At 59.4% G+C, this 17,725-nt stretch carries 16 protein-coding genes; 13 read left to right on the top strand and 3 right to left on the bottom strand.

Translation table 11 applies throughout. From position 1 onward, the window contains the following. Positions 1–3 precede the first annotated feature (3 nt). Complete coding sequence (gene asd / locus B2M20_RS12285; protein ID WP_079447325.1) at positions 4–906, top strand: archaetidylserine decarboxylase; 903 nt, start codon at positions 4–6, stop codon at positions 904–906. Between the two features lie 9 nt (positions 907–915). Here the strand turns inward: asd and B2M20_RS12280 are convergent, their stop codons facing one another. After that, positions 916–1,620: a class I SAM-dependent methyltransferase gene (locus tag B2M20_RS12280; RefSeq protein WP_079447324.1), complete on the bottom strand. Its 705-nt coding sequence runs from the start codon at positions 1,618–1,620 to the stop codon at positions 916–918. A 483-nt stretch (positions 1,621–2,103) separates the two neighbouring features. Here B2M20_RS12280 and B2M20_RS12275 point away from each other — a divergent pair, with 483 nt between their 5' ends. From B2M20_RS12275 to B2M20_RS12250, 6 genes are all read left to right on the top strand, one after another. Continuing rightward, entirely contained in the window at positions 2,104–2,913 is an 810-nt protein-coding gene (locus B2M20_RS12275) for an amino acid kinase family protein (protein WP_079447323.1), read from the top strand. Between the two features lie 12 nt (positions 2,914–2,925). After that, positions 2,926–3,759, top strand: a complete 834-nt coding sequence (locus B2M20_RS12270) for an amino acid kinase family protein (protein ID WP_079447322.1) — start codon at positions 2,926–2,928, stop codon at positions 3,757–3,759. 144 nt (positions 3,760–3,903) lie between these two features. After that, on the top strand, positions 3,904–4,695 hold the full coding sequence (locus B2M20_RS12265; protein ID WP_079447321.1) for a TOBE domain-containing protein: 792 nt from the start codon (positions 3,904–3,906) through the stop codon (positions 4,693–4,695). Between the two features lie 318 nt (positions 4,696–5,013). Beyond that, entirely contained in the window at positions 5,014–5,514 is a 501-nt protein-coding gene (locus tag B2M20_RS12260; protein ID WP_079447320.1) for an RNA polymerase sigma factor, read from the top strand. 111 nt (positions 5,515–5,625) lie between these two features. Next, positions 5,626–6,588 carry a FecR family protein gene (locus tag B2M20_RS12255; RefSeq protein WP_079447319.1) on the top strand — a complete coding sequence of 321 codons (963 nt, stop codon included), beginning with the start codon at positions 5,626–5,628 and terminating at the stop codon, positions 6,586–6,588. Between the two features lie 112 nt (positions 6,589–6,700). Beyond that, positions 6,701–9,160 (top strand): TonB-dependent siderophore receptor, encoded by a 2,460-nt coding sequence (locus B2M20_RS12250; protein WP_079447318.1) that lies wholly within the window; start codon positions 6,701–6,703, stop codon positions 9,158–9,160. 208 nt (positions 9,161–9,368) lie between these two features. Here B2M20_RS12250 and B2M20_RS12245 read toward each other — a convergent pair whose 3' ends face one another. After that, a complete protein-coding gene (locus B2M20_RS12245; protein ID WP_139372897.1) occupies positions 9,369–9,575 on the bottom strand; it encodes a hypothetical protein in 207 nt (68 codons plus the stop codon). Between the two features lie 465 nt (positions 9,576–10,040). On the opposite strand from B2M20_RS12245, the gene B2M20_RS12240 reads away from it, so the two are divergent. Both B2M20_RS12240 and B2M20_RS12235 read left to right on the top strand, forming a co-directional pair. Continuing rightward, positions 10,041–10,493, top strand: coding sequence for a MaoC family dehydratase (locus B2M20_RS12240; protein WP_079447316.1), 453 nt, complete (start codon positions 10,041–10,043; stop codon positions 10,491–10,493). Beyond that, the gene (locus B2M20_RS12235) at positions 10,490–11,380 is read left to right on the top strand and encodes an HpcH/HpaI aldolase/citrate lyase family protein (RefSeq protein WP_079447315.1); all 891 of its coding nucleotides are present in this window, start codon (positions 10,490–10,492) and stop codon (positions 11,378–11,380) included. The genes B2M20_RS12240 and B2M20_RS12235 overlap by 4 nt, the downstream gene beginning before the upstream one ends. Before the next feature lie 27 nt (positions 11,381–11,407). Here B2M20_RS12235 and B2M20_RS12230 read toward each other — a convergent pair whose 3' ends face one another. Then, entirely contained in the window at positions 11,408–12,682 is a 1,275-nt protein-coding gene (locus tag B2M20_RS12230; RefSeq protein WP_079447314.1) for a serine hydrolase domain-containing protein, read from the bottom strand. 226 nt (positions 12,683–12,908) lie between these two features. On the opposite strand from B2M20_RS12230, the gene B2M20_RS12225 reads away from it, so the two are divergent. The 4 genes from B2M20_RS12225 to B2M20_RS12210 all read left to right on the top strand — a co-directional run bounded on the left by B2M20_RS12225 (position 12,909) and on the right by B2M20_RS12210 (position 17,708). Then, on the top strand, positions 12,909–14,129 hold the full coding sequence (locus B2M20_RS12225) for an NAD(P)/FAD-dependent oxidoreductase (protein ID WP_079447313.1): 1,221 nt from the start codon (positions 12,909–12,911) through the stop codon (positions 14,127–14,129). A 265-nt stretch (positions 14,130–14,394) separates the two neighbouring features. Beyond that, entirely contained in the window at positions 14,395–15,654 is a 1,260-nt protein-coding gene (locus B2M20_RS12220; RefSeq protein WP_079447312.1) for a Glu/Leu/Phe/Val family dehydrogenase, read from the top strand. Between the two features lie 139 nt (positions 15,655–15,793). Next, positions 15,794–16,495: a TetR/AcrR family transcriptional regulator gene (locus B2M20_RS12215; RefSeq protein ID WP_079447311.1), complete on the top strand. Its 702-nt coding sequence runs from the start codon at positions 15,794–15,796 to the stop codon at positions 16,493–16,495. Position 16,496: 1 nt separating this feature from the next. After that, a complete protein-coding gene (locus tag B2M20_RS12210; RefSeq protein ID WP_079447310.1) occupies positions 16,497–17,708 on the top strand; it encodes an efflux RND transporter periplasmic adaptor subunit in 1,212 nt (403 codons plus the stop codon). Positions 17,709–17,725: the final 17 nt, after the last annotated feature.

The following is a 17,725-nucleotide window of genomic DNA, read 5'->3' as shown; positions in this document are numbered from 1 at the left end:
TTCATGACAATGAGAAAACTGATCTCGGGCCTGACCCAGCAGAAGGATTTGAATTTCCTGCTGACCAACCGGATTCCGCGGGCAACCCTAACCTGGTTCATCGGATGGTTTAGCAAGATCGAACAGCCCCTGATCCGGGATCTCTCGATGGCTTGCTGGCGTCTGTTTTCCGACCTCGACCTTAGCGAAGCGCGTAAAACTAGCTTCAATAGCCTGCATGATTGTTTTACGCGGGAGTTGCGTCCGGGCTTGCGCCCGCCGGATGCCGACCCCGCGACTGTGGTCAGCCCGTGCGATGCCATCATCGGGGCGTTTGGAAATATCGTCGACACGCAGCTTTTTCAGATCAAGGGCGCGCCATATTCGCTACTGGACCTGCTCGGCGATCCGGCGCTGGTCGATGCGCACCGAAATGGCCGCTTCATCACTCTGCGGCTGACGTCAAGCATGTATCATCGCTTTCATGCGCCGCATGACTGCCGGATCGATCGCGTGAGCTTCATTCATGGCGACGTATGGAACGTGAACCCGATTGCACTGAAACGGGTCGAGCGGCTGTTCTGCAAGAATGAACGGGCGGTGCTTCAGATGCGGCTGACAACCGGGGAGGCGCTGACCCTGGTGCCGGTGGCAGCGATTCTGGTCGCGAGCATTCGGCTGCATTTCATCGATGCCACCCTCAACGCTCAAACCAGAGGGCCGATGGGTTTTTCCTGCGATGCAAGCGTGCGAAAGGGCGAGGAGCTCGGCTGGTTCGAGCACGGATCAACGATCATTGTGCTGGCGCCAGAGGACTTCGAGTTCTGCGGCAACGTGGTGGAATCGGCGCGGATAAAGGCCGGTCAGCCCCTCATGCGAAAGGTTAGGGCAGGTGATCCTTGCCTGCGCGCTGAGCCGCAGGCGTAAGCCATGTCCTCACCGCTTCGCTGATCCCTCGGGAAGCGTCAGTACGGCGTACTGGGTATAATCGCGGAAAAGGCGATCAAAGCGCAAATGGGCTCCGGTATGTTGCGCCATCGCAGTGAGCATTTTCTGCAGTTCGTTGCGCGGCGTCACATCGAACAGCGAAAGCCATCTCAGTAGCAGCGCGCGGGCTAGCGTCGGCATCTGTTCCTGGCTGCCGAAATCGACAATGTGTAAACGGCCGCCGGGCTTTAGGCGGCTCACAGCTCTCTCAAGCACTCGACGCCAGTTTGGTATCATCGACAGGCTGTAGCAGATAAGCACGTGGTCGAACCGCTCGGTACCCAACAAGGGATGCGGCTCCAACGCGGTTGCATCGCCGTGCGCGACTCGAATTCGATCTTCCAGACCGTGTCGCGAAATACTCGAGATTGCCGATGTCAGCATCTCCGTTGAAACATCGATTCCGAAAAATCTTGCCTGAGGGTACATGCCTGCGGCTAAAACTAGATTCCTGCCGGTCCCGCATCCGATCTCCAGAACGGCCGCGCCTGCCTCAGGCCGCAGATCGGCGATCAGCTGGTCACGTCCAAGAAAGTAGTACCGCCGCGTTGCATCGTAAAAGTGCCTTTGCCTCCGATACATTCGGTTCATGCGGCGTGTTGCTTCGACAGGCCACGAGGCATCTGCGACCATATCGGGGGAATGTGCGAACATCCGTGCGCCCTCTCTCTGGTTAGCAGCTGACTCATGGAATATGTGCGCGACAGGGATATGACGAGGCGCCCGCGCAGATCCACGAGGGACAGCGTCTCGCGCTGATCTGGGTACCGGGATAAATTCCGGAAAGACTCACGATCATTTTGTGAAGGAAAAAGGTGAGTGGGCGATCCTGCCACTCGCATCTCATTATTGAGCTTGGTGTTCTTGGCGGAGATATCGGCATGCAGGTCCGCTCGCATAGACCGACATGATTGCCGAGCTCGAATTTCAAGTGGTGCCGCTATCACCTACGTATACATAACGCATTGAAAATAAACAGGTTATCGTCTTTAGTCGGGTTGACATCTGTTCCGCGACATACCACTGTTTTCGACGGACGGAGGCTGCCGGATCATCCTTGGGGTATCGCTGAGGGCAGACCTGCGTTCCGAATGACGGCTTCGATCAGATGGTCGTCGCAAACGAAAGGAAGCCCCAATGGCCACCACTGCGGAACTTGAGCAGCTGCTCACGCAGCGCTCGCTGACCGACGCGCAACTTCTAACGGCTGCGGATGCATCGGCGGATTTTCGGATTTTGCCTGACGCGACGGTTCTCAAGATCGGCGGACAGAGCGTGATCGATCGCGGTCGCGCGGCGGTCTATCCGCTCGTGGACGAGATCGTCGCCGCCCGCAAGAAACACAAGTTGCTGATCGGTACGGGTGCAGGAACCCGGGCCCGGCATCTTTACTCGATCGCGGCAGGGCTCGGCTTGCCGGCGGGTGTGCTCACGCAACTCGGGGCCTCGGTTGCCGATCAGAACGCTGTGATGCTGGGACAGCTGCTCGCGAAGCACGGGATCTCGGCGGTCGATGGCGCAGGGCTTTCGGCTGTGCCGCTTTACCTTGCAGAGGTGAACGGCGTCGTCTTCAGCGGCATGCCGCCTTATGGCCTGTGGACGCGTCCCGCCGCCGAGGGCGTCATTCCTCCCTACCGAACCGACGCTGGATGCTTCCTCCTCGCTGAACAGTTCGGGTGCAAGGCGATGATCTTCGTGAAGGACGAAGACGGCCTCTACACTGCAAACCCGAAAACCTCGAAAGGCGCCACCTTGATTTCAAAGATCTCGGTCGCCGAAATGAAGGCCAAGGGGCTGCAGGACTCGATCCTCGAATTCCGCATGCTCGATCTGCTCGCCTCGGCACGCCACGTTCGTCAGGTGCAGGTTGTGAATGGCCTTGTCCCCGGCAACCTGACCCGCGCGCTTGCTGGCGAGCACGTCGGCACCATCATCACCGCGAGCTGAAAGAGACACGTCATGGCCAACACAACTGACACCATCAAGCACGTCGCCTCGCCGCTCGCGCGCCAGACCCTGCTCGACGGCGAACTTACCACTCCCGTCGCCGGCAAGCGGCCGATCCGGCTGCTGCCGTGGCTGCAAGTGGTGAAGATCGGAGGCCGCTCCATCATGGATCGCGGCCGCGATGCGATCCTTCCGATCGTGGACGAGATCCGAAAACTTTTGCCCGAACACCGTCTACTGATCCTGACCGGTGCCGGAATCCGCGCGCGCCATGTCTACGGCGTTGGCCTCGATCTCGGCCTTCCGGTCGGGTCGCTGGCCCCGCTTGCCGCGAGCGAAGCCGGCCAGAACGGCCACATTCTCGCCTCGCTCCTCGCTCCGGAAGGCGTCTCCTATATCGAGCACCCGACCATCGCGAGCCAGTTGGCGATTCACCTCACCGCGGCCCGCGCCGTTGTCGGAAGCGCCTTTCCTCCGTATCACCATCACGAGTTTCCAGGCTCTCGTATTCCGCAGCACCGGGCGGATACCGGCGCGTTTCTGTTAGCCGACGCGCTGGGCGCAGCCGGCCTCACGATTGTGGAGGATGTAGACGGTGTGTCTACTGCGGACCCCAACGGCTCCGAGGGAAAGACGGCGAAATTGCTTCGCGAGATGAGCGTCGCCGATCTTGCAAAGTTCAAAGGCACGTTGCCGGTCGATACGGCTTTGGCCGAGGTCATGGCGACTGCGCGTCATATCGAGCGCGTGCAGGTTGTAAATGGCCTTGTTCCGGGACGGCTCACCGCCGCCTTGCGTGGCGAGCACGTTGGCACGATCATTCATACTGGCGCGCATCAGGTCTGAGCTTCGTTCCAGATTATCGATCTGGTATCGGAAAAACGGGTCGGAGCAAGTGCTCCGGCCCGTTTTGCATTTGCAAATTCGGCTTCGTTCCCGGCGCAATATCCGTTATATATTGTCGAATATATAACGGCGGGGCGGGGCGTGATGGCGATTGAAGCGCTGGTCACCTTGAAGGGCGAGAACGTTCCAGCCGTCGGGCGGGAACGGTTGAGGTTACTCGAGGCGGTTGCGCGCGAGGGCAGCATTTCAGCTGGGGCACGGGCGGTCGGCATCACCTACAAAGCCGCATGGGACGGCCTCGATGCGATGGCCAACCTTTTTGGCAAGCCGTTGCTCGTCGGGCGCGCTGGCGGTCGCGCCGGCGGCGGAGCGACGCTGACGGCGACCGGCTACTCTGTCATCGAGGCGTTCAGAAGAATGGAAGCGGAGATGGCCCGCGTCTTGCGAACGATCGAACCTGAGCTCGCCGAGGCCGGCGTTTCTCCATTGGATCTTGTCTCGGGATTTCTTATGAAGACCAGCGCACGCAACGCGATCCGCGGCAGCATCATCAACATCGTGTCCGATACGCTGAGTGCCGAAGTCGAAATTTCGGTCTCGCCCCAAACGACGATCCATTCGCTTGTCACGCACGCCAGCATGGAAGAGTTGGGACTATGCGCGGGCCGACCGGTGACCCTGCTGATCAAGGCACCATTCGTTGCTATTGCTACAGGTAAAACAGCGCCGAAGACCTCCGCTCGCAATTGCATCAATGGGATCGTCAGCCGATGCGAGGCATCCACCGTGAGCGCCGAGATCGTCCTCGACATCGGTGCAGGCAAGACGCTTGCGGCCAGCGTCACTGCGCAAAGTGCCAAATCGCTTCGGCTCTCTCCAGGAAAACCCGCATTCGCCCTTTTCGATGCCGCGCACGTTATCATTGCCATCAACTGACAAGAGTCGTTTTGCATTTGGGCTGATCGCGAACAGTCCGTCGGCTTCTGGATCAAAAATATATCGAGGTGTGCGCCGCTAAGGGAAAAAGCGAGTCGACAAAGTCGGGAAGTTTGACATCGCTGCTTCGTCTTGCTGCCGTTGCAGAAATGCAACGACACTGACCTTTTGTCCTGAATTCGACTGCTTATTCCATAATATTAGAAGTAATCCAAAATATATGAGATTGCGGGGAAATTTCCGCCCTCATAGAGAACGGCGCAGCGGTTGCAAGCAGGAAGGCGCCCCCGCGCATCCTTGCGGCCGAGGGGCTGACCCGTGGCCTTTGATATTCAAGATCTGTTTCGGCGGCATAATGAGGAGCTAAGGCGCTTCCTGCGGCGACGGGGTGCGACTGCCGATACCGCCGCCGATCTCACTCAGGAGACTTTCCTGAGGCTCCTCACCGCGACGCCGGTCGCGCCAATCGACAACGTGCAGGCCTATATTTTCCGGACCGCGAACAATCTCTCGATTGATCTAGCACGCAGGCAGCGGCTCATGCCGCTCGTCGATAGCAGTGACGATGTCCTCAAGCATATTGTCGACGAATCGCCATCCCCGGAGCGCGTGCTGCTGTCGCGTCAGGAGTTGGCGCTCTTGCAGGCAACTCTCAATCAAATCCCGGAGCGGCCGCGCGAGGTGTTCCTGGCACGCCTCGAAGGCAAGACATTCGCCGAGATTGGCCGAACCATGGGCATCTCGCCGCAATCGGCGTTCAGCCAGATGCTCAAGGTCATGATGCACCTCAAGGCGGCGCTTGATCGGACGCACGAATAATTTTCTGCGTGCGTGAGATATCTCGCTCTCCAAATCGTCTCCAGATAATAAGAGCGCTATAGTTCAGCCGGTCCTGGGTCGTGTCCCAGGCCTGCCAAAGGAGCGTGTCTGATGGGGCCGGATCCCAATTGGACCGACGACAACGACTTCGGCGGAAATCTCGATCCGATATCGCAGGAGGCCGTGACGTGGTTCGCGACCATTCATGCTGACGAGGTGGCCAAGGCTGATCAGGTCGCTTTCCGCGCCTGGCTGCGACGGGACGAGCGCCATCGCGCCGCCTATGCGGAGGTCGAACGTCTATGGTCGGGAGCCGCAGAACTTCCGATCGTCCAGGCGCGCCGTCGCGCAAGACAGATGGCCATCACGCGCCGGACCCTCGGCAAAGGCGTGCTCGCTGCCATGGTCGGTGGGGGCGGCTGGGTCGCCTACCGACAGCATCCATTCGCGGACTACCGCACCGGCACCGGCGAACGCCGGACGGTAACCCTCGCCGACAATTCGACCGTGGAAATGGCCGGCGCGACAGCCTTGTCTGCCGATTTCAGTTCGCACCTTCGCCTGGTCACCTTGCATCAAGGCGAGGCTTTCTTCTCGGTTGCGCCCGAGACATCGCGTCCTTTCGTGGTCGAGGCGGCTGCAGGCCGCACGATGGCTGTCGGAACCTCATTCAATGTGGACTATATCTCCGACGACGACGTGCGCGTTACTGTCGCCCGGCATGCCGTAAACATCCGCGTCGGCGCGGCAGACGCGCGGTTGGACGCAGGATCGCAGCTCACCTACAATCGCGAGAGCATCGGCGTTCCTCAGAGTATCGACCCGGCCTCGGAGCTTGGCTGGCGCGACGGCCGCTTGATATTTCTTTCGCAGCCGTTCGGACGGGTCATCGCCTCACTCAATCGCTGGCGGCGGGGCAGGCTGATGGTAATGGGAGCGGCCTTGGCCGCTCGTCCAGTCACGCTGATCATCGACCTCGAGAAATCAGGGAATATTCTCGCCACCCTTGAGGAGGCCCTTCCGATCCAGGTCGTCAATGTGACCCCCTATCTGACCCTTGTATTCGATGCCTGACGCCGCTCAGAAAAGAAGTTCGCGCCCAATCGGATAATCGCAAGTCTGCTTCGTCTAACCCAGTGGGGACGTCGGCATCATGCCGGCGTTAATCTGATGACGGAGCGCGACGATGGCGGGGCGGACTATTTCGAGGGTCAAGGCGACCAGGCTGATGACTTTGCTTGGGTCGTCGTCGATCGCCGTCCTGCTGCTGTCAGTTCCATCCGCATTTGCGCAGACTGCGCCTGCACCCGCTGTGGGCACCATGCAACGGTCGATCACTTTCGCCATCCCGTCGCAGTCCTTGGCGACCGGCATCGTGGCCTTCTCGCGCGCCGCCGGCGTCGATCTCGTATTCGATGGCGCGGTGCCGAGCGGAGCGCGCACGCCGGGCGTCTCGGGCACACTCACCGTGCGCGAGGGCGTCAACCGATTGCTGGCCGGCACCGGACTGACCGCGCGGCTCACCGGCGCCCGCACGGTCCAGATCGTCAATCCTTCATCGGCTGGCGCTAGCGTTGGCGCGATGCCGGCCGGTGCGGTTGCGCTCGATACGATCGACGTGCAGGGCGAGAACCCATTGGGCCCCGTTAACGGGTATGTTGCCAATCAGAGCATGACCGGCACCAAGACCAACACCCCGATCATCGAGACGCCGCAGTCCATATCGGTGATCGGTAGGGAGCAGATTCGGGATCAGAACATCAACGCCAAGTTCGACGAAACGCTGCGCTACACGGCCGGTGTTTTCGGGGGCACGGCCGGTGCCGACCCGCGCAACGACTGGTTTCAAATTCGCGGATTCCAGGTGCAGGAACAAAGCTTGTTTCTGGACGGCTTGCAGCTGACGTCCATGTCTTTCGCTACCTGGAAAATCCAGCCGTTCGGTCTGGATCGCGTTGAGGTTCTGCGCGGCCCCTCAGCCATCCTTTACGGCGGGTCCGGCCCTGGCGGCATCGTGAACGCCGTCAGCAGGTTCGCTGGTGAAGAGCCCACTCACTATATCGAGGCCGGCGTCAACAATTTCGGCAATGCCTACACCCAGTTCGATGTCGGTGGTCCTCTAAATGCAGGAAACGACGGAAAACTCTTTTATCGGATCGTCGGTCAGATCCGCGGCGGAGGCACGCAGGTCAACTTCATCAACGACGATAATTATTTCCTCCAGCCGTCGCTGACATGGATGCCGGATATCGATACGCGACTGACGATCTACGCTCAGGCGTCACACAACGTGACGCGCGGTCTGAACTTCCTTCCCTATGAAGGTACGGTGGTGAACGCTCCATTCGGTCGGATACCTACCAATCTCTTCGCCAGCGAACCAAGCATGGATACGCAACGCCGCGATCAGGCGATGGTCGGCTATCAGTTTGAGAAGCATCTGTCGGAAAACGTGACGTTCCGTCAGAATGCCCGTTATGGGTATGTGGACCTTTATAACGCGACGATGTTCGGAGGTGGATACTTAACCACGCCCGCCGCCGCAGATCTCTATCGAGATAGTTTTCTGGTGCGCAGCAAAGCGAGCCAGGCCAATATGGACAGTCAGCTCGAATCTCGATTCGAAACCGGCCCGGTGTCTCATAAGGTTCTCGGCGGGTTCAACGTGAAGCGCTTCACCCTTGATGATATGCAGGGTATTGAAGAGGGCTTGCCCATAAATCTGGTCAATCCTGTCTACACTCCGACCGCACCATTTAGCGGTGCGCCATATCGCGATGCGCATGTAACTCAGAACCAGGTCGCACTCTATCTTCAGGATCAGATCAAGTTCGATCGCTTGACGCTCGTCCTGTCGGGCCGCAACGATTGGGTTGGCACAATCGATAACGATCTTGCCAGGTCGTATCAGACCCGAGAGGACAGCAAGTTTTCCGGTCGCGGTGGCATTATTTATAATTTTGACTTCGGCCTGGCTCCTTACGCTTCGTATGCAACCAGTTACAATCCGATCATCGGCATCAATGGCGCCACCGGAAATATCCTCCTGCCGCAAACGGCCGTGCAATCTGAAGTTGGATTGAAATATCAACCGACGGGGCTTAACGCACGTTTTGGTGTGGCGCTATTCGATCTGAAACGCCAAAACGCGCTGACGACCGATCCGAACAACCCGCAACTGCAGATTCAAAACGGCGAGGTCACGTCCCGCGGCCTGGAACTGGAGGCCGTTGCCAACATCACGCGCGATTTCAAGATCACGGCCAGCTATACCAATTTCAATTTCTTTGTGAGCAGGGACCTGGACGCATCGCTGATTGGAACAGTGCCGGTCAGCACTCCACGTGAACTCGCGTCGCTGTGGACTGACTACACCTTCCGCGAAGGAGCGCTAAGCGGCTTTGGCTTGGGAGGCGGCGTCCGATACGTCGGATCGTCTTTTGCGAATACTGCGAATACCCTTACCGTGCCAGCCGTGGTCCTTGGTGATCTGGCGGTTCATTATGAATGGGGGGATAACTGGCGGGCCGCAGTTAACTTCATCAACGTCGCCGACACGATCTATGTCGCGACATGCTCGAGTTCGGATTCGTGCTTCTACGGCGACCGGCGCCGCATCACGGGAAGCCTCTCGTACAAGTGGTAGCAGGCAGACGACCACCAGAAGCTGGACCTTTTGTCCGAAAAACCGGCAGCAGGCCACGAGAGTCCTTCACCGCTTCACGGAAACGGTGAGGCTCCATCTTTTGATCTGAGGCGTTTTCATCACGCGAACCGGTATCTCGGGGTCAAGCCCGAGGACATGCTTCGCTCGAAACGCTATAACACCAGCCGAGAGTGAAGGTTTCCGATGATTACCGTTCCACAGCGGGCGACGGGTTGATCGCGCGTTTGACCCACTGGCCAAGGACATATGACACCACGAATATGGCCGTAGCGATCAACGCAATCGTTAAATCCGCGGCCTCGTCTTTAAGCGCCTTGGCCAGAATATAGACGCCGGCGAGCCCGACTCCAAAGACAGCTAGCGAGGCGACTTCGGCAATGAATTTCCGGGTCAATTTTGTTTCCATGGGGATAGACTCTGGATTTGTGAGAACAATGCGGAATTGCCATCGCGCAGGGTCATGAGCCGATCGGGCACCCCGATATAGAGCCTTTCCGCTCCTTACGGAATCAGAAGCAGAGCTCTATAAGTTGATTTGGCGCGTTTTCTTCATGCGAACCGGTAACCACTTCGCTCGAAAACGCTATAGAACATCACCGATGAAATATCGACGCCATTCTGGTTCGCAATCTCAATAGCAATAAGATGAGTTGAGCCTGGCATGGCAGGTTCGCCTGCATCTATCCGTTTGATCGACGACGTAATTCTTGATCGCCGGTCCGCTTACCTCTCGTCCCCGGTGAAGCCATAAGCCCGACTCATTGCAGCCGATGGTAGCGGATGGCAAACTCCAGGCCAGCAGCAATGTTGATTCCGCTTGGTCGCGCGTTCAAATCCGATGGCGGGAGAGGAGAGCTGAATGGCCGGACTGTATTTCGAGCAGTTTTCCGTCGGGCAGAGGTTCGTTCACGAAATTCGGCGAACCGTCACCGACATGGACAATGTTCTGTTTTCCTCGCTCACCTGCAATCCGGCTGCGGTGCACATTGATCACGAATATGCCAAATCGACTGAATTCGGTAAACCTCTGATCAATTCCATCTTTACGCTGGGTCTCATCATTGGCCTTTCAGTGCAGGACACAACTCTCGGAACCACGGTCGCAAATCTCGGTATGGAGGAAACCAGGTTTCCACGTCCGGTATTCGCGGGCGATACGTTGCGCGCGGAATCGAAAGTGGCGTCGGTTCGCGCCAGCAAGTCGCGTCCAACGCAGGGTATCGTCACGTTCGAGCATCGCGGATACAATCAGCGAGATGAGGAGGTGGTGTTTTGCCGCCGCAACGCGCTGATGATGCGGAGGCCGGCATGAAGTGGCGCTCGCTTCTTTTCGTCCCGGCCGACAGCGATCGCAAGTTGGCGCGGGCCAACACCTGCGGCGCGGATGCGCTTGTCCTTGATCTGGAAGACTCTGTCGCGCCCGGCCGCAAGGCGGTCGCGCGTGACGCAGTGAAGAGCTTTCTCTGCGCGACTGCTCGAGATTGGACGTTTCTGGTGCGGATCAACGCGCTCGGAACGGGCCTGACGCTGGCTGATCTTGCGGCTGTCGTCCGCCCCGGGCTGGACGGCATCCTGATTCCGAAGGTCAACGGCATTCAAGACGTCGAGCAGATCTCGCACTATGTCGATGTTCTGGAGGTGGCCGCGGGCATTCCGCCAGGGCATGTGAAGCTGCTGGCTATCGCCACCGAGACGCCGGCTGCGATGCTTGGCTTTGCCAGCTACGTCAGGCGGAATCCAGGTGCGAGCGCAAGGCTTGCGGCCATGACATGGGGCGCTGAAGATCTCAGCACCGCGCTTGGCGCGCTGACCAATAAAGAGCCGAACGGCGATTGGACATCTCCTTATCAGATTGCACGTGCCCAATGCCTTTTTGCGGCTAACGCGGCCGGCGTTCTTGCACTTGATACGCTGTACAGTGATTTCAAGGATCAGGCGGGCCTCGCCGAGAGTTGCCGTGTCGCCCGCCGTGACGGATTCGTCGGGCGACTCGCGATCCATCCGCGCCAGGTTGCCACGATCAACGCCTGCTTCACGCCGTCCGAAGCCGATCTGGCGCACGCCCGCCGCGTCGTCGCTGCCTTCGCCAGTCAACCTGATGCCGGCGCGGTGGGTATCGAGGGCAAGATGTATGACATTCCGCACCTGATCGCGGCGAAGCGGGCATTGGCCTCGGTCGGCGAGGCCATCAAGGAATGAGCGTCGAGGAAGGCGGGATGGCGCGGCTCAAAGATTGCTCTCAGTGATGGCCGCATAGATCATGGTGCGAAGCTCTCGGCGGATCGGATACGCGCTCGAGGGTATCACCTGCGTCATGAAGATAGTGATCAGGTCTTCCGCTGGGTCGATCCAGAACGAGGTCGTTGCAGCGCCGCCCCAGGCGTATTCACCGGGGCTGCCGGCTATTAGCGTCTTTGCCGGGTCCATGGTGACGGAGAAGCCGAGGCCGAAGCCGATGCCGGCGTAGGTCGCTTCCGCAAACATCGATCGTGACATGTCCGGCAGATCGCGGTTGCCGGGCAGGTGATTGGTCGTCATCAGCGCCAGCGTTTTCGGCCCGATCAGCCTGACGCCGCCGCGTTCGCCGCCGTTGAGCAGCGCCTGGCAGAACGTGAGATAGTCGGCAGCCGTCGAGCACAGGCCGCCGCCTCCCGAGATGAAGCTGGGCAGCGAGAGAAAAGGGCTCTTGGCGGGATCATCCTGCAACGTCAGTCCGCTCTTCGCATCCGGCGAACGAGCCGACATCATGCCGCCGACCGTCGCATTGTAGCAGGCCGCGAGCCGTTGCGCCTTGTCGGCCGGCACGAGGAAGTCGGTATCGGCCATTCCCAACGGATTAAAAATGCGCTCTTTCAAGAATTGTTCGAAGGAAATGCCGCTGATCTTGCCCACGAGGTAGCCGATCACGTCCGTGGAGACCGAGTAATTCCAGGCTTCGCCCGGCGAGAATTCCAGCGGAATGTCGGCAAGGCTTGCGATCATCGAATCAAGCGTGCCCGCAGGGTCGAGCGTGCCGATCTGCTTGTCGCGATACGCCGCGTCGACGTTGGTTCGCTGCTGGAAACCGTAAGTCAGCCCGGATGTATGACGGAGCAAGTCAATGATCTGCATGGGCCGCGTCGGCGGTTTGGTCATGAAGGCAGGCGCGGTGCCCGCCTGAAACACGCCAAGGTTCTTCCACTCGGGAATATACTTGTGAACCGGCTCGTCGAGCGCAACGAGGCCTTGCTCCACCAGAATCATGAAGGCGACCGACGTGATCGGCTTGGTCATGGAATAGATGCGGAAGATGGTGTCGTCCTTCAGCGCCACCCGGCGTTCGAGATCGGCAAAGCCCTGCACAGAATTGTGCACGAGGTTGCCGCGGCGATACACCATCAGCTGTGTGCCCGGAAACCGGCCGGCATCGATATATCGCCGCTTCAGATGGTCATCGATGCGCTGGAGCGCGGCGCCGGACATCCCTGAACCTTCGGGAGAGCCGGGATTGAGGGCTGTCATCTGGGATTACTCCGGGGCAGGGGGCAAATTGGATAGCTCACGGCGTTCTGCGGACGCAATGTGTCGCATTAGCCGATCGTTTGCGAACCGCGGATCCGTGAGGAGTGGCAATCTGCGGCAGGTTCGTGCAAGAAAACGACGCGGAGCGAAGCTCGCGGCAGAAAGATAACACTTTGGAGGCGATATGACGGACGTTCAGATCATTCCAAGCTGGTCGGTTTGACGAATGGTAGAAGCACCGATTCTGATCGTCGGCGCCGGCCATGCCGGCTTTCAATTAGCGGCGTCGTTGCGTCAGGCCGGGTACGAGGGACCCGTCAGCCTCATCAATGACGAGCCGCATCTGCCCTATCAGCGGCCTCCGCTCTCGAAAGCCTATCTGAAAGGCGGCGGCGGTCCTGATACGGTGATGTTCAGGCCGGAGAAATTCTATCACGATCAGCGCATTGAGCTGATTTCCGATCGCGTCGTCGCCATCGACCGCAGCGCACTTCAACTCGTCTGCGCCTCCGGTGCTTCCCGCGCTTACAAGCACCTTGTACTGGCAACGGGCGCGCGCAACCGCCTGCTCGACATCCCCAACGCCGGTCTGAAGGATGTCCTCTATCTCCGATCGCTCGACGAAAGCGAGATGCTGCGGCAGCTCTTTCCCACCAGGCGGCGAGTGGTGGTTGTCGGGGCGGGCTTTATCGGTCTCGAATTCGCGGCGACCGCGCGGGCGAAGGGCCTCGAAGTCGATGTCGTGGAGCTTGCGCCTCGCGTGATGGCGCGTGCGGTCACGTCGGAGATTTCGGAGTTCTTTCAGCGCCGCCACAGCGAGGCAGGGATTCGGATTCATTTCGGAGTGCAGGCGACGAGCATCACCAGCAACGAAGGTCGTGTGACAGGCGTTACCCTGAGCGACGGCAGGCCGATCGCAGCCGATCTCGTGGTCGTCGGCGTCGGCGTTTTGCCCAACGTTGAACTGGCGGCAGAGGCTGATCTTCCGGTGGCCTCCGGCATCATTGTCGATGAGCACCTGCTCACGGCCGATCCTAATATTTCAGCGATCGGCGATTGTGCGTTGTTTAAGAGCGTGCGCTTTGGTGCGCCGCTGCGGCTCGAATCCGTGCAGAATGCGGCCGATCAGGCTCGCTGCGTTGCGGCTCGGCTGACGGGTGATATGAAAAGCTATGACGGATTCCCGTGGTTCTGGAGCGATCAGGGGCCTGACAAGCTGCAGATCGCGGGCCTGACGACCGGCTACGATCAAGTCGTCGTGCGTGGCGACGCCGGGCAGGGGTCGTTCTCCGCCTTCTGTTACAAGAACGGTCGCCTGATCGGAATCGAATCGGTCAATCGCGCCTCGGATCACGTCTTCGGCCGCCGCTTTCTGGCTGTGAACGGTTCGATCCCGCCGGAGCAGGCTGCCGATCCTGCTTTCGATCTGAAGCGGGCGCTTGCGTGAAATTCTGCCGACAATGGGGACATCGCCTGTCCCATGACAGGCTCGATAACCGGAGTGTCTATTGAACCATCGCACCATTCATCGAGCGGCAGTGATACTTTTATACGGCCTATATCTGGGTGGCGGATGTTATCGTTTGGTGGCGTGGCTATACTGTTCACAATCATGAAGTCATAGCAGACGGCAACTCGTCTCTCGGCGAGGCATATCCCGCAAATCAAAGGCCTGGGCACAGTCGCGAACCAGGATCACGAAGGAGAGAACGATGACGGTTTACGCCGGCCCGGTCTTCGACATGGCGGTTCAGCAGTTCGGAGTCATCGCCAATCATCTCTCCATCCCGATGGACGAGCGAGAGCGTATCCTGATGCCGAAGCGGGCCATCACGATTTCCTGCCCGGTTCATCGCGATGACGGATCGATTGCGGTCTTCGAGGGATACCGCGTGCAGCATCATCTCACGCTAGGTCCGACAAAGGGCGGAACGCGCTTTGCGCCGTGCGTGGATATCGGCGAGGTAGCGGCACTCGCCATCTGGATGAGCTGGAAATGCGCGCTGGTCGGATTGCCCTATGGCGGAGCCAAAGGCGGCGTCAGAGTCGATCCCCAATCGATCTCAATCCGCGAATTGGAAGGGCTATCGCGCCGTTACATGCAGGAGATGATTCCGTTCGTCGGGCCGCATACCGATGTAATGGCCCCGGACATGGGCACTAACGAGCAGGTGATGGCTTGGTTCATGGATACCTACTCCATGTATCAGGGCCGCACCGTCACGGAGATCGTCACCGGAAAGCCCGTAAGCTCGGGCGGCACGCTGGGGCGTCGCGAGGCTACGGGCCGCGGCGTCGCTCATCTCACCCGCCGCGTCATGAACGAACTCGGCATCGCGTTCGGTAGTGCGACCGCCGTCGTTCAGGGCTTTGGCAACGTCGGATCCCATGCGGCTCTCGAGCTTTACAACTCTGGCGTCAAAATCATCGCGGTGAGCGATCACACCGGTGCGCTTTATGACAGGAAGGGTCTGGATATTCCCGCGCTACTGCGCCACGCCGGGACGCATGGAAGTATCGCAGGATATTCCAATCAGCTTCAGTACGATCCCGCGGCGATCCTGACGCTACCGTGTGATGTGCTCGTTCCCGCCGCGGTGGAACGCGTGATTGATGCACATATCGCCGAGAACCTGAAATGCCGCGTTTTGGCCGAGGGCGCCAACGGGCCAACGACGCCTGAAGCGGATCTGATCCTGGAGACGCGTCAGCATGAGATTTTTCTGATTCCCGACATCCTCTGCAATTCCGGTGGCGTGGTGGTGAGCTATTTCGAATGGGTTCAGGATCTACAGCAACTGTTTTGGGAAGAAGACGAGGTGACGCGCCGCGAATATCAGATCCTGGATCGCGCCTTCGGGCAGATGGTCGATCGTGCGAAAAAGGACAATATCTCGCATCGCACCGCGGCAATGGCGCTCGGCGTAGAGAAAGTGCGGGCTGCGAAGGCAACGCGGGGACTTTTTCCGTAAACCTCTGACCGGACAGCCGCATCTACAGTCCGGTATCGGGGGACCAAGCCCCTCGATCATTTTCATTTTCGTTTTAATTGAAATGATGCGATGCAACATTTCTCTTGACTAAGATAGAGTGAGTGCTTACTCACGTCCCATGAGCAATCTGCGGATGACCAGCGATGTACGGCGGGAGTTGATCCTGAGCGCTGCGAAACGGTGTTTCGCGCACAACGGGTTCGCCGGTACGACGACCAAGAGCGTTGCGGCCGCCGCCTCGATTTCCGAGGCGTTACTGTTCAAACACTTTCCCACCAAGGCCGCGCTCTATGCCGAAATTCTGGCTGAAGCCTGCCAGGCCGATCCGGCGCTGCATCGCTTGCTTGATCGCGAGCCTTCAACCGAGACGCTCGTCATTCTTATCCGCGGCATGGTCAAGCACTTCCTGAATGCCTCGGCTTCGCCGGATCAACAGGAGGCGCAGCGTCTGCGTCTCATGGTTTCAAGTCAGCTTGACGATGGTGAATTTGCCCGATTGCTATACGAAAAAATCCGAGACCTGATTAGCCAAGCTTTCACGGCCTCACTTGAGCGCGCGATTGCCGCCGGGGATGCGGTGCCGGTCGGGCGCGAGCCGCTCAATCTGTTTTGGTTTGCGCATCATACCGTTCTCATGATGGTTCTAACTAACCTTCCCTCCGTTCCAACCCTGTCATACGGCAGCGGACCCGATCTGGAGCGGCAGATTTGTGAGTTCATTCTTCGAGGGGTCGGTCTGAATGCAGCGGCAATTGCCTTGCATCTGGACCGGGAAGCTGTATTCAACGCCGCCCAAACGTCGGCCGCAGAAAGTGCATGACATGACGGTAAGAAGGGAAGGCAATACCGGCGACAAGACCATCGCACCGCCGCGTGAACTGGACGAGAAGCCTCGCACGCGCCCGGTGCGCATGATGCGCTGGTTTGTCATTGTAGGCGTACTGCTCGCGTTGCTCGTCGGCGGGTTGGTCGGATTCAACGCGTTCCGCGCGCACATGATCGCGCAGTTCTTCGCCAACAACAAGCCGCCGGCGGTGACGATCAGTGCGGTCGAGGCGAAGTCCGAGGTGCTGCCGAACCTGCAGCGTGCGGTCGGCAGTCTGGCCGCGGTGCATCAGGTCAACGTCACCTCCGACGTCAGCGGCCGTATCACCGACATTCTGTTCACCGCCGGCAGTCGCGTCACCAAGGGCACGCCGCTGGTGCAACTGTTCGACAAGCCGGAGCAAGGCGATCTGGCCAATTACAAGGCCCAGGCGACGGTGGCCAGGCTCGCGCTGGATCGGGCGAAGCAACTCGCTGCACGTCAGGTCGGCGCACAGGTAACGGTGGACACGACGCAGGCCGCGTTCGACCAGGCCAATGCCGGCATAGCCAAGACCGAGGCGATCATTTCGCAGAAGCTGGTGCGCGCGCCGTTCGATGGCGTGCTCGGCGTGCGTCAGGTGGAGGTAGGACAATTCCTCACCGCCGGCACACAGGTCGTGTCGCTGACCGATCTGTCGACGCTGTTTGCGAACTTCACCGTCACTGAAAAGGAAAGTGGACGGCTTTCCGTCGGCCAGACGGTGCGGGTGTCGGTCGATGCCTATCCGGGCAAAAAGTTCGAGGGCAGGATCACGACCATCGAGCCTCAGATAGCCACCGAAACCCGCAACATCCGCGTCCAGGCCACTATCGCCAACCCCGACGACATCCTTAAACCCGGCATGTTTGCCGATGTCATCGTGGTGCTGCCGGAGAAGCCGCCGGTTATCACGGTCGCGGAAACCGCAGTCGAATACACCCTGTATGGCGACTCCGTCTATCTCATCAAGGAGAAGAAGGAGGACGACGGCAAGACCAGCTTGACTGTCGAACGCACCTTCGTGCGCACCGGCGATCGGATCGATGGCCGCGCTGTCATTGAGAAAGGGCTGCAGCCGGGCGACAAGGTCGCTGCGGTCGGCCAGCTCAAGCTGCAGTCGGGCGCCGCGGTCGAGATTTCGAAGGATCCGCTGCCGCAGATTCCGGAGAAACCGCCGCTGAACTGATTTCAGAAACGGGTCCG

The organism is Nitrobacter vulgaris, from assembly GCF_002028545.1.
Lineage (GTDB): Bacteria > Pseudomonadota > Alphaproteobacteria > Rhizobiales > Xanthobacteraceae > Nitrobacter > Nitrobacter vulgaris.
Note: the sequence above shows the minus strand (reverse complement) of the source record. Positions and strands in the feature narration are given on the sequence as shown.